Source organism: Dialister sp. i34-0019-2H8 (assembly GCF_042846925.1).
Classification (GTDB): domain Bacteria; phylum Bacillota; class Negativicutes; order Veillonellales; family Dialisteraceae; genus Dialister.
This window is the reverse complement of sequence record NZ_BAABYQ010000001.1, coordinates 50001-62220: the sequence shown is the minus strand read 5'-3', so window position 1 is coordinate 62220 and position 12220 is coordinate 50001. Positions and strand designations below refer to the sequence as shown.

Below are 12220 nucleotides of genomic sequence, written 5' to 3'. Positions count from 1 at the left end.
GGCTTCGCCGCGAATATGTATGGGGCGATGCCCGAAAGCAGTATTCAAGTCACCAGTCACTAGCCACTAGTCACTAGTCACTTCCCTCACACATTCCTCTGCAGGTAGAAATGGACTCTGGGCGATGCATCTCCGATATTGCCGGAATCCTTGAGCGGGATGCCGAGAACGGCCTTGCCATACCAGCCGCCCTTGCTGCACTCCAGACCGAAGCCTGCGCTCGTGAGGTAGTCCTTCGTTGTTTTGACGCTGAAATTGTTATATGCGACGCCGTGGTCGAGGAAGACGAAGCCTCGCCAAGTCTGATGGTCACTGCTGATGGGGAAGCCGTACTCCATACCGGCGAACCATCCTTTATCGCCCGAAAGGATACTTTCCTTGTATCCGCGGACGCTCCCCATACCGCCCAGCGTGAACTGCTCCGTCGAAGGCAGCGAGGTAAAGGCGGTGTACTGGCCGTAGAGGCGGTAGAGCATGTACTGGTCATTTTTGAGATTCTGCCGGCGCATGAGGTAGGCGCTATAGTATGAGCCGTTGTTATCCTTATCATTCACGCGGTCATCGCTCTCATAGCCGGTGACGCTGGTCATGAAGAACCACAGTCCGTTCTCATCGAAGCTCCGCGCTGACAGTCCGGCCTTCACCGTGCGCGTTTCGCTATTCGAGAGCTCCATCCCGGAGTACGTGGTATCCGACCATTTCCGATGGCCTTCCAGAAAGACATCCACACGGGAAAGCGGCGTGATATTCACGGGGTGCGTGATGGAGATCGCCGCGTCATTCGAATTGGCCTTCATGTCATAATCCTTGAAGGCGCCGTCGATGATATCCACCAGATTTCTGCTGTAGGAAATCTGCGCCCGCGTCCCGTGATGCCCCCATGGCGTATCGTACATCACCGAGCCGCCCCAGATGCCTTCCGTCCACACCGGGCTCACCGCGAGGCTCGCATCATGCCCGCCGATCCCGCGGTACTCCGTATACGCACCGATGCGATAGCGGCCGCTCTCTTTCTGACCCGCATTGTCCGTGAAAATAAAGGATGTCAGCGGATTCTCCTTCTCCCCGAGCAGCAGGTGGAGGTCGGAGGTCCCTTCCTCCTCTCCCGGCACCAGCTCTGCCTGCACCTGATAGGTATTCGTCGAATTATATACGCGGAGCTCATCCTCGAGCCGGTCCACGTCCACCAGCTCGCCCGTCTTTCCATGGATGCGCGAGAGAAGCGACTTCTCGGAGATCCGCTGATTTCCCGTGACGACCGTCTTTCCGAATTTCCCTTCAATGAGACGGATGTAGACCACGCCGTCCTGTACCTTCTGCGGCGGCAGCACGGCCTGCGCCGTCACGATATGCTTCTCCTGATACAGCGCATTCAGGCGGGCCACCATGTCCGTCAGCTCCTTCACGGTGGCAGGCCCTGCGCCTTTGAAATGGATGGCCCTCCGGATCTCCTCTGCGGAAAGAAATTTCGACGGCGTCACACGGATCTCCTTCACTTCAAAGACCAGCCCGCCCTCTTCGGCCTTCGCCTCCGAAGAATGCACGACATCCAGCGTGCGGTAGCGGCTCTTCTGATAATACGACGCCACCTGCTGGTTCGTCTCGCTCATGCGCGACGCCTGATCCATCACCTTCTGCACCGCCGGATCCGTCGGATCGAGCGCAGCACTCACGCTGCCTGAAAAAAGAAGGGCTGTCAAAAGACTAAGAGATAGTGATTGTATAGTACGTTTCATGGCAAGATCCTCCATCGGAAAAAAAGGGACACGCAGAAGACCGTCTGCTTTTTCTAAAAAAGGGTACATGATGCCTATTCTGTATCTATTATACAGGAGATCCTTCCTTCTGACCCTGTCACAAGTGACAGGGTCAGAAAATTTTGAGAAAAGTTTTTTGGGGGGATGAGGGACTAGGGACTGGTGGCTGGTGACTAAGAGACATTCGGACATCGCCCGATGGATGCTCCGCAGCGTTTCTGCTCTATGCGCCATGCCTCATGTTTCCTTGCTCTCCGTGATATAATATGATGTAAATATTTTCACAGCACCCTTGGTGCTTCCATTTTTCAAAGAAAGGACCCACTCATGAACACCCCGTTGGGGGCTGACTACAGAAGCCCCACTTTCTGGCAGCGGCTGTTTTTCATCCTGGCCATCACCGTGGTCGGGACATTTCTTTACTCCGTCGGCATCAATGCCTTCTATGTCCCCCATCACTTTCTCGCAGGCGGGCTCACCGGCATCGCGATGATCCTGAACTACCTGACGGGCTTTCCCATCGGTATCGCAAATCTTATCCTGAACATCCCGATCCTTCTTCTTGCCCTGAAGTTCATGGGGAAATTCTATACCCTGATCACCATCATAGGCACCGTGCTCTGCTCCGTTTTCATCGACCTCACCGCACCGCTTGCCGCCATGTCCTCCGTGAAACAGCCGCTCGTCTCTGCCATCGCAGGCGGCGTCATCCTCGGCCTTGGCATGGGGCTCCTCTACCGCTACAACAGCAACACCGGCGGCCTCGATGTCATCGGCGCGATCCTGAAGAAATACTACAATCTGGAGATCGGCTACGTCGTCTTTGCGCTGAACTTCCTGATCGTCATGGCCAGTGCCTGGATCTTTGCCTTGGAGCTCGCCATCTGCACCCTGATCGCGATGTACATCAATGCGAATCTGTCAAGCCGTCTCGTCATCGGCTTCGCCCAGCGGAAAGCCGCCTTCATCGTTTCTGACAAGCCTCTTGAGATCGCAGACGCCATCCTCCGCAACATTCACCACGGTGCGACCCTCCTCTACGGGCAGGGCGCCTTCTCCGGCATGGATAAGCGCATCATCTTTGCCATCGTCGATCTGACACAGATCACGAAGCTCCGTCACTACATCGAAGAAATCGACCCGCACGCCTTTCTCTTCATCATGAATACCACCGATGTCATCGGCCGCGGCTTCACAAGCCCGCTCTCCACCGTAAAGACCATGCCGAAGTCCATGCGCTACACCAGCAGCCCCAAGGGCGAAATGGTCCCCACGCGCATGTGGCAGTATGAAATGGACGAGGAAGCCCACCCGAATCAGGGCGAGGCCGAACGTGAAGCTGAGAAGATTGCAAGAAAGCGTATGAGCTATCGGAAATAAAAAAACACGCCGCAGGGCGTGTTTTTTTATTGGGTGGGAATGGGCATATCCTCTTCCACTGGTTGCTGTCCGCTATTTCTGCTATACTGAATGCGTCACACTGCAACTCCTCGCACGAGAATCGTGACAAGAAGGAGGTGCCTTATGGATTTCATCATTACCTTTTGTGGTTCTGTCGCAGCAAGCATGATCGCGCATTATCTTTGCAAATGGCTTGACAGGAAAACCTAGCAGTGCTTGATAAGCCTAAGCTCACTTGTGCTTTGAACAAGAAGAACCCCCAAAAGATCTCGCACATCTTTTGGGGGTTCGTTCTTTTATGCCTATGGCATCATTACCTTTGCCTATCCGTATCTTAGCACGATTTCCCGGCTTCGTCAACGCTCTTCGCTGCCATTCCAATCCCATGCATCATCATCCTGAGCGGTGGAAAACGAAATACCGGTCACTCCTTTGAGAGCTGCAAGTCCCCCGCGGAAGATGGAACGCGAAAATGAGATGATCGTTATTTCACATCGCCTTTTTTTTGATGGGGATGGGAATATCACCTTTCACTGGCTGCTGCCTGTCATTTCTGCTATACTAATTGCGTCACACTGCAACTCCCCGGAGAATCGTGACGGGAGGGAGGCACCTGTATGGAAAGTATATTCACATTTTTGATTTCTGTCGCAGCAAGTATCGTAGCCTACTACATTTGCAAATGGCTTGACGGAAATTGCTAGCAGTGCTTGATAAGCCTACGTCAAGAAAGAACCCCTATGAGATGTATGAGATCTCATAGGGGTTCTTTCTTTTGGCACCACATGGGTATATTCACATTTGCCTATTCGTATCTTAGCACGATTCACTCACTCCGTCAACGCTGATTTTCTCCTATAAGATGGCGGCGCAGCCGCCACCTGCATTTCTCACTCCGAAGTTTCCTTAGTACCCGCGTATCTGCTTTTCATCCGACAGATCGAAGAGATCTCCGTAGCCCGCATTCGCCATCGCCTTCACCGCGTAGACGCAGTTCTGCGAGGCGGCGTAAATATAGCGGTCATCGATAGGAGCGATGTGCCGGGCCGCGCGCATCTGAGCGATTGCCGGATTTGCCAGAAAATCGTCCCGATATTTCCCCGCCCCCGTCGTATCCGAGGAACGGTCGGTCGAGACGAAGAGCATATCCGGATCCGCCTTGACGATGAGCTCGGGCGAAATGGCCTGCCCATTCGCGCCGCCTGCCTTCTCGATCGCATTCTCCAGACGCGCCCGCGTCAAAAGCTCGTGGAACATCGAGCCGGGTCCTCCATAGCGTGTCATCTGCGAGACCAGGTACACCACCGGCTTCTTGTCCGTACGCGCTCCCAGCGTATCATCCACCTCTTTCAGCTGGCGATCCATCTCGCGGATCACATTCTCGCCGCGCTCCTTCTCCCCGACCGCCGCCGCAATGATCCGCACATCATCCTTCACCTGCTGGATCGAGCGAGGCCCGTCGATCACCACGACAGGGATGCCCAGATTGCGATACATCGTGAGCTCCTCGCCTTTCGTGTATGTCGAAGCCACCACCAGATCCGGCCGCGCCTGCGTCACAAGCTCCATCGACAGTCCCGCGAGAGGAATGGTCATCGGGATATCCTTCGTATCCTCTGCGACATAGGAAATCGCCGGATCACGATCCGCCTCCGTCGCTCCCACCAGATGATCCGCAGTCACGACACCCAGAAGCATCGTATCGATCGATGCCGAATTTCCCAAGATCCGCTTCGGCTTGCCGGGGATCTTCACTTCCTGCCCCGTCGCATCGACCACGGTGTAGCTCTCTCCCTGACCGCTCATCGCTACCTGCTTCACCCCGCAGCCGGTCACGGAAAGGGAAAGCAGGAGCGCCAATCCCAGTCCCATCGTTTGATATATTTTCATGCGTCCTCCTATGATAGAAATCTTTTCCGTTTTTAATCATAACATAAACTGCGGGTCATGGCATAGTGGTGATGCCCACCTGAGACGTAGAGACTGGGAGACTTTAGACTTTAGATGTCTGACGTCTAAAGTCTGACGTCTCTTAGTCTCCTAGTCTCCTAGTTACTTGAAGCATCTAATCCCTAGCCACTAGTCACCAGCCACCAATTCTTCCAAAGCATCTGTCAGCACCTTGTACACGCCGACCGTGAGCGATGCGATCTCCTCCGTGACGGGCATGAGGTCGGGGATGAGGATCGGCTTCATGCCGGCTGCGTGTGCCGCACGGATGCCATTCGGACTGTCCTCGAAGACGCAGCAATCCGCCGGAGGGACGCCCAGTCTTTTCGCAGCCAGCAGAAAAATATCCGGCGCCGGCTTCCCGTGAAGGACTTCATCTCCGCTCGCAATGGCTGAGAAATAGGACGTAAGGCCGCTGACAGACAGATTGCTCTCGATCTGCGCCCGCGGTCCGCTGCTCCCGATCGCCATGGGGATGCCGCGCGCGTGAAGCGAGGCAAGGATCTCCCGGCAGCCGGGCTTCAGGGGCACGCCGCGCGAAAGCTCCTTTGCCACGCGCTGCTTGCACTCCCGCTGGATCTCCGTGCCATCCTTCACCCGATAATGCTTCTCGATGATGCGGTTCATCACCTCGCCCGAGGTGCCGCAGATCTCATACTTGAAAGCATCCGGCAGTACGATGCCCCGTTCTTTTGCTATGGCATTCCAATACTTCTGAAAGACGGCCTCCGTATCAAAAAGCGTGCCGTCCATGTCGAAAATGACTGCTATGGACATGTTGATCCTCCTTGATCTGTGGAAACACGGAATCGATCGCAGAGAGGCGATCCGCATTTCCCTACCCCAAATGACTTCCCGCCATCCGGAAAACGGGCAGCATGACCGAAAAGAGGACAAGCGCCGTGAGGCCGCCCACGAAGAGCAGCATGGCAGGCTCCGCGATATGACGGAAATGACGGAGCTTCTCCTCCGTTTCCGCCGTCATGAGCCTTGCTGCCTGATCCAGAAATCGCGGCAGCTCCCCGCTCGAAAGTCCCACCTGACAAAGCTCAAAGAGGAGCGGGAAACAGAACCCGCTTTCCTCCCATACGCTCGCAAAATTCTCCCCCTGCATCAGCTTCCTCTCCATACCGCGCACCTTTTCTTCTGCCACGTGATTGCCCAGTACCTTCATGCTGGCGGCGAGCGCTTCCGAGAGCGGCTTTCCGCTTTCGAGGAAAGAGGACAGCGAAAGAGTGAATCGGATGAGCAGCAGACGGCGATAAAAGACAGAGCGGTAGAGCCACACTTCCTTTCGCCGCCGGCCCGCGCGCGTCCGAAGGTACAGCGCTCCGACGATCAGGACAGCGAAGAGTATAAGGCCAAGAAGCATCCCCCAGTGCCGAAGGAAAAGCCCCAGCGCGAGCCCCGCCGAAGCGAGAAGCGGCAGTGTGATCCCCAGCGTCTCGAAAAGCATCGCAAAGGACGGCAGGATGAAGAGCAGGATCACCAGAAGAAGCACCAACGCGAAGGCAAGCACAAAGAGCGGATACGCCAGCGAACGCGAGAGGCGCCGCCGGAACAGATCCTCCTTCTCATAGTACAGCGCGATGTGTGTAAGGGCCGACGGCAGTGTCCCCGTCATTTCTCCCACTTCCAGCAGAGAAATAAAAAAAGACGGACACCAGCCGCCCGCCGCAAAGCTCTCCGACAGAGAATGCCCGCTCGCGATCCGCTCTCTCGCAGAGAGGAGGAGTCTCCTCTCCTGCGGTCTTTCTTTCGACGCGAGGAGCGAGAGCGACTCTGTCACCGTCAGCCCAGCGGAAAGGAGTGCTGCCCAGGACGAAGCCAGAAGGGACAGCGCGCGGCGGCTTGCAAAAGGCCGCGCACGGAAAAAACGATGCGCCTCTTTCTCCTCAAAAAGGCGGATGACCGACAGCCCTTCAGAGAAGAGGGCTGCCGCTGCTTCCCGCTTCGTCCTTGCCGCAAGGCTTCCTTCGTGGATCCCGCCCTCTTCGTCATAAGCCTTATAGTGAAATTGTTTCATGAATGGTCCTTTGCTGTGGGAAATGAGTGACTGATGACTTGGTAAACAAGTTCAGAAGGTTCAAAAGGGGTGGAAGAGACGCACAATTTATTCCAAACTCTTCAAAAGCCGTTCCCTTTCCCGTTCACTGATCCCCTTCATGGCATACATCGCCTGCTTCATCGTCCGCATCTGCGAAAGTCCCATTTCCATATACGACGGGATCTGCTCCTCCTTGCCCTCGCGGATCAGATGCGCGACGGCAGAGACATTCGTCAGGATCTCACGCAGGAGCCATGTCTCCTTGCCGCTGCGATAAAGCATCTGAGAAGAGACCGTCACGAGATTCGCCGCGAGAAGCCCCCGGATCTCCTCCTGCCGATCGCCGGGAAACGCATGAATGATGCGGGCAGGCACATCCTTCGCGCGCGTCGTGTGCAGCGTCCCCAGCACCAGATGCCCCGTCTCCGCCGCCGTCAGCGCCGCAGAGATCGTCTCGCTGTCTCGCATCTCTCCCAGCGCGATGACATCGGGATCCTCTCTCAGCGCATCACGGATGCCCTGCGGAAAATCCGCCACATCACGCCCGATCTCCCGCTGATGGATGAGCGCCTTCTCCATAGGGATCACGTACTCCACCGGATCCTCCAGCGTCACCACATGACAGGCTCTCTTCTGGCTGATCAGCGAAAGAATGCGCGCCATCGTCGTACTCTTGCCGCTTCCCGAAGAACCCGTGATGAGGACAAGCCCGTGCGAAAGCTGCGATACCTTCTCCAGCCACGTCCTGTCGGGATCCGCGCCAAGCAAAGAAAGCTCCGGCAGGATGCGGATCGCCGCCGATGCCAGACCGCCGCTGCGATACAGATGCAGACGGCAGCGGACATTTCCCAAAGAAAACGCACTGTCCGCGCTTCCTGTCCGCTGATACGCCGCCTGCCTATCGGGAGGCACATAGGAAGAGATGAGTTCTGCAAAGAGCTGAGGCTCCGCGATCTCCTTCATCTTCTTCAGCGCCCCATAGACACGGATCATAAGAGGCAGCCCCTCGGTCAAGTGAATATCCGTCATGGCAGGATTCGCTGCCAGCAGTTTCTCTATATCCATCTCATGCCTCCCCGGCCAGAATGACCGCCGCCGACTCCGGCGAGATCTCCCCCTCTTCCATCAGAAGAAGCGCCGACTCGCCCATCGTTTTCTGTCCCGCTTTCCGCATCGCCTGCTGCAGCTTCTCCTGCGAGAAATCATGATGCAGGATGCGTCTCTCGCTGTCTCCGATGGCGATCATCTCAAAGACCCCCGTCCGCCCGGAAAAGCCGCGATGACGGCAGGCCTCACAGCCAGCCCGCTCGTAAGCCGCATGCCCGGCAAGGGAGCGCGGCAGAGCGTGGGCCGTCAGGAGATCCTCCGTCAAGACCACCTCCCTTTTGCAGGAAGGACAAAGCCTCGGTACCAGCCGCTGCGCCATCACCAGCGACAGCGACGCGGAAAGAAGATAGGGCGGGATGCCCATATCCATCAGACGAAGCGGCGCAGCGGCCGCGCTCATCGTGTGGAGCGTCGACAGCACCAGATGCCCCGTGAGCGAGGCATGGATCGCGATCTCTGCCGTTTCTCTGTCACGGATCTCCCCGATCATCACGATATCCGGATCCTGCCGCACGAGCGAACGCAGCCCTCGCGCAAAGGAAAGCCCCGAACGCTCATTCACCTGGATCTGCGTCACGCCCGGCAGCCGGTACTCCACCGGATCCTCGATAGAAATGATACTCACCGTCTCCTGATTCAAGAGCTTCAGCGCCGCATACAACGTCGACGTCTTTCCGCTGCCCGTCGGCCCCGTCGTGAGGATCAGTCCCTGCCCCTTGGAAAGCGCCCGCCGAAACAGCGACTCCTGCTCCCTTCGCATTCCCAGCTCATTCTTCTCGATAAAATTCACCCGCCCCGACAGAATACGGATGACGATCGTCTCCCCATACATCGAAGGCAGGACAGAAATGCGGAAATCATACGGCACCCCATCGATCTCCTCCGCCCAGCTCCCATCCTGCGGCAAACGGCTCTCCCCCACATCCAGCCGCCCAAGGACCTTCACGCGCACCGAAAGATTCGGCGCCATGGAGGAAGAGAGACAAAAGCGATCCGAAAGCAGCCCGTCCTTCCGAAACCGTACCCGCACAAAGGAAGCCCCCGGCTCGATATGGACATCACTCGCCCTCTCAGCAGCCGCCTGTCGCATGATCTTCTTCAGCACCACATCCGCTCCACCGCGCAGCTCCTCCATGCGACCGCCTCCTTCTTACCATCAAGGATTTTTCCTCATTATAGCATAAATAGAAAACACCCATCCAACAATGTTGGAAATATCGCATCCTGTCATTGGCGTGACTGGCGACTGATAGCTAGGGATTGGTGGCTAGGGATTAGGTCGTCGATACGAGAATACCCTCTTCTAAAAAGGCAGCGATGCCGCCGCCCCGTGAGACCATCCGCTCCCCAAGCACCGTCATCCCGAGCGCAGCCGAGGGATCTTTATTGCTGCGGCTTTGTTGTTCCCTTTGCTCATCCGTTTGCATGAAGCACCGTATCCCACATTCATGGAGTATCAGGCTTCCCGTTTCCGTTCACACGCATACACCGATTGACCGCAAACGGAAAAGATTTCTCGCTTGCGCTCGAAATGACATGCGGGAGAAGATCGCCCCTCATAGTCTTTCATACCGCCGGCGATTCCAGCCAACCGAGACTTCAAGGCAAAGCAAAAAGGACCAACCATTTACATGATTGGTCCTTTTAGTTAATCAGCAGCTTCCTATCCTCCCGGGCCGCTTCCAGCCAAGTACTTTCGGCGTTTGTGAGCTTAACTACCGTGTTCGGCATGGGTACGGGTGTATCCTCACAGCTATCGCCACTGAATCGTTGAGAGTGTCTGTTCTCTCAAAACTATATAGAAGAAAAGTTTTCCGAAGGGCTTCCGCCACTTGGTCGCGCTTGTGAAATTCAAGTTAAGACCTCGACCTATTAGTACTGCGTCGCTCCAACCCTTACGGGCCTTCCACTCACAGCCTATCAACCTCATCGTCTTTAAGGGGTCTTACTCATTGCTGATGAGAAGTCTCATCTCGGGACGGGCTTCACGCTTAGATGCTTTCAGCGTTTATCCTTTCCGGATGCGGCTTTCCAGCCGTGCCACTGGCGTGACAACTGGTACACCGTTGATCCGTCCACTCCGGTCCTCTCGTACTAGGAGCAGCCTCCCTCAAACTTCTTGCGCCCGCGATGGATATGAACCAAACTGTCTCACGACGTTTTGAACCCAGCTCGCGTACCACTTTAATGGGCGAACAGCCCAACCCTTGGAACCTACTCCAGCTCCAGGATGTGATGAGCCGACATCGAGGTGCCAAACCTCCCCGTCGATATGAACTCTTGGGAGAGATTAGCCTGTTATCCCCAGGGTAGCTTTTATCCGTTGAGCGATGGCCTTTCCACACAGTACCACCGGATCACTAAGCCCGACTTTCGTCTCTGCTCGACTTGTCTGTCTCGCAGTCAAGCTCCCTTCTGCCTTTGCACTCTTCGGTCGGTTTCTGTCCGACCTGAGGGAACCTTTGGGCGCCTCCGTTACTCTTTCGGAGGCGACCGCCCCAGTCAAACCGCCTACCTGAGATGGTCCACGAGGTTGTTAGCCTCCGTGTTAGAATCTCAGCAATACAAGGGTGGTATCCCAACATCGACTCAGTATAAGCCAAAGCCCATACTTCAAAGTCTCCCACCTATCCTGTGCATGCATCACCGAGATTCAATCTCAAGCTGCAGTGAAGCTCCATGGGGTCTTTCTGTCCAGTCGCGGGTAACCTGCATCTTCACAGGTATTTCAATTTCACCGGGCCCCTCGTTGAGACAGTGCCCAAATCATTACGCCTTTCATGCGGGTCGGAACTTACCCGACAAGGAATTTCGCTACCTTAGGACCGTTATAGTTACGGCCGCCGTTCACTGGGGCTTCAGTTCAATGCTTCGATTGCTCTGACATCTCTCCTTAACCTTCCAGCACCGGGCAGGCGTCAGCACCTATACTTCAGCTTTCGCTTTCGCAGGCACCTGTGTTTTTGGTAAACAGTTGCTTGGGCCTCTTTTCTGCCACCTTGTTCTGTTCCAGGGGTTTCTCCCTTTCGCTTACTTAAGGTCATCCTTCTCCCTAAGTTACGGATGCAATTTGCCGAGTTCCTTAACGAGGGTTTTCCCGCGCACCTTAGGATTCTCTCCCCGCCTACCTGTGTCGGTTTACGGTACGGGCGGATACTTTCTCACTAGAAGTTTTTCTTGGCAGTGTAGGATCTATGAGTTCGTCATACTTTCGTATAACTCCCCATCGTGTCTCTGCTTTTAGAATCAGGGATTTGCCTCCGATTCAACATACGCACTTGGACGCGCTCTTCCAGTCGCGCGATCATATGCCTTTCTGCGTCGCTCCATCGCTCAAACGATTGTATCCGGTACAGGAATTTCAACCTGTTGTCCATCGCCTATGCGTCTCCGCCTCGGCTTAGGTCCCGACTTACCCTGAGACGACGATCGTTGCTCAGGAACCCTCGGGCTTTCGGTGGAAAGGATTCTCACCTTTCTTTTCGATACTCATACCGGCATTCTCACTTCTTAACGGTCCACATGTCCTTCCGGTCATGCTTCTTCCTGTTAAGAACGCTCCCCTACCCATTGACATAGTCAATGCCATAGCTTCGGTTCCGTGCTTGAGCCCCGGACATTTTCGGCGCAGCGTCTCTCGACCAGTGAGCTATTACGCACTCTTTAAATGGTGGCTGCTTCTGAGCCAACATCCTGGTTGTTTATGAAACGCCACATCCTTCGCCACTTAGCACGGCATTTGGGACCTTAGCTGATGATCTGGGCTGTTTCCCTTTTGACCACGGCCCTTATAAGTCGTAGTCTGACTCCCGAGTATAATTGCAGCCATTCGTAGTTTGACTGGGTTTGGTAGCCGGGTAGGCCCCTCTCCTGATCAGTGCTCTACCGCCTGCAATCTCTACCTCGAGGCTAGCCCTAAAGCTATTTCGGGGAGAACCAGCTATCTCCACGTTCGATT

The 12220-nt window shown here is 55.5% G+C and carries 8 protein-coding genes and 2 rRNA genes (1 of these 10 running past the window's edge); 1 reads left to right on the top strand and 9 read right to left on the bottom strand.

Translation table 11 applies throughout. The features are described 5' to 3' along the window. Positions 1–86: 86 nt before the first annotated feature. Complete coding sequence (locus ACGG9R_RS00225; protein WP_390150069.1) at positions 87–1736, bottom strand: ShlB/FhaC/HecB family hemolysin secretion/activation protein; 1650 nt, start codon at positions 1734–1736, stop codon at positions 87–89. A gap of 348 nt (positions 1737–2084) precedes the next feature. Here ACGG9R_RS00225 and ACGG9R_RS00220 point away from each other — a divergent pair, with 348 nt between their 5' ends. Next, complete coding sequence (locus ACGG9R_RS00220; RefSeq protein WP_390150066.1) at positions 2085–3137, top strand: YitT family protein; 1053 nt, start codon at positions 2085–2087, stop codon at positions 3135–3137. 927 nt (positions 3138–4064) lie between these two features. On the opposite strand, the gene ACGG9R_RS00215 is transcribed toward ACGG9R_RS00220, so the two are convergent. The 8 genes from ACGG9R_RS00215 to ACGG9R_RS00180 all read right to left on the bottom strand — a co-directional run. Beyond that, on the bottom strand, positions 4065–5048 hold the full coding sequence (locus ACGG9R_RS00215; RefSeq protein ID WP_390150063.1) for an ABC transporter substrate-binding protein: 984 nt from the start codon (positions 5046–5048) through the stop codon (positions 4065–4067). Between the two features lie 189 nt (positions 5049–5237). Next, positions 5238–5885, bottom strand: a complete 648-nt coding sequence (locus ACGG9R_RS00210; protein WP_390150061.1) for an HAD family hydrolase — start codon at positions 5883–5885, stop codon at positions 5238–5240. A 61-nt stretch (positions 5886–5946) separates the two neighbouring features. Next, a complete protein-coding gene (locus tag ACGG9R_RS00205; protein ID WP_390150058.1) occupies positions 5947–7134 on the bottom strand; it encodes a type II secretion system F family protein in 1188 nt (395 codons plus the stop codon). A gap of 87 nt (positions 7135–7221) precedes the next feature. Next, entirely contained in the window at positions 7222–8220 is a 999-nt protein-coding gene (locus ACGG9R_RS00200; protein WP_390150055.1) for a type IV pilus twitching motility protein PilT, read from the bottom strand. A gap of 1 nt (position 8221) precedes the next feature. Continuing rightward, positions 8222–9397, bottom strand: a complete 1176-nt coding sequence (locus ACGG9R_RS00195) for a GspE/PulE family protein (RefSeq protein WP_390150053.1) — start codon at positions 9395–9397, stop codon at positions 8222–8224. 139 nt (positions 9398–9536) lie between these two features. After that, positions 9537–9689 (bottom strand): hypothetical protein, encoded by a 153-nt coding sequence (locus ACGG9R_RS00190; protein ID WP_390150050.1) that lies wholly within the window; start codon positions 9687–9689, stop codon positions 9537–9539. 223 nt (positions 9690–9912) lie between these two features. Further along, positions 9913–10029, bottom strand: a 5S ribosomal RNA gene (rrf, locus tag ACGG9R_RS00185). Positions 10030–10114: 85 nt separating this feature from the next. Continuing rightward, positions 10115–12220, bottom strand: a 23S ribosomal RNA gene (locus ACGG9R_RS00180) (it continues 820 nt past the right edge of the window).

Bases quoted from the DNA above. Each gene is read 5' to 3' on its own strand.
- ACGG9R_RS00200 (WP_390150055.1), bottom strand. From the start codon at position 8,220: ATGGATATAGAGAAACTGCTGGCAGCGAATCCTGCCATGACGGATATT.
- ACGG9R_RS00225 (WP_390150069.1), bottom strand. From the start codon at position 1,736: ATGAAACGTACTATACAATCACTATCTCTTAGTCTTTTGACAGCCCTT.
- ACGG9R_RS00220 (WP_390150066.1), top strand. From the start codon at position 2,085: ATGAACACCCCGTTGGGGGCTGACTACAGAAGCCCCACTTTCTGGCAG.
- ACGG9R_RS00210 (WP_390150061.1), bottom strand. From the start codon at position 5,885: ATGTCCATAGCAGTCATTTTCGACATGGACGGCACGCTTTTTGATACG.
- ACGG9R_RS00195 (WP_390150053.1), bottom strand. From the start codon at position 9,397: ATGGAGGAGCTGCGCGGTGGAGCGGATGTGGTGCTGAAGAAGATCATG.
- ACGG9R_RS00205 (WP_390150058.1), bottom strand. From the start codon at position 7,134: ATGAAACAATTTCACTATAAGGCTTATGACGAAGAGGGCGGGATCCAC.
- ACGG9R_RS00190 (WP_390150050.1), bottom strand. From the start codon at position 9,689: ATGCAAACGGATGAGCAAAGGGAACAACAAAGCCGCAGCAATAAAGAT.
- ACGG9R_RS00215 (WP_390150063.1), bottom strand. From the start codon at position 5,048: ATGAAAATATATCAAACGATGGGACTGGGATTGGCGCTCCTGCTTTCC.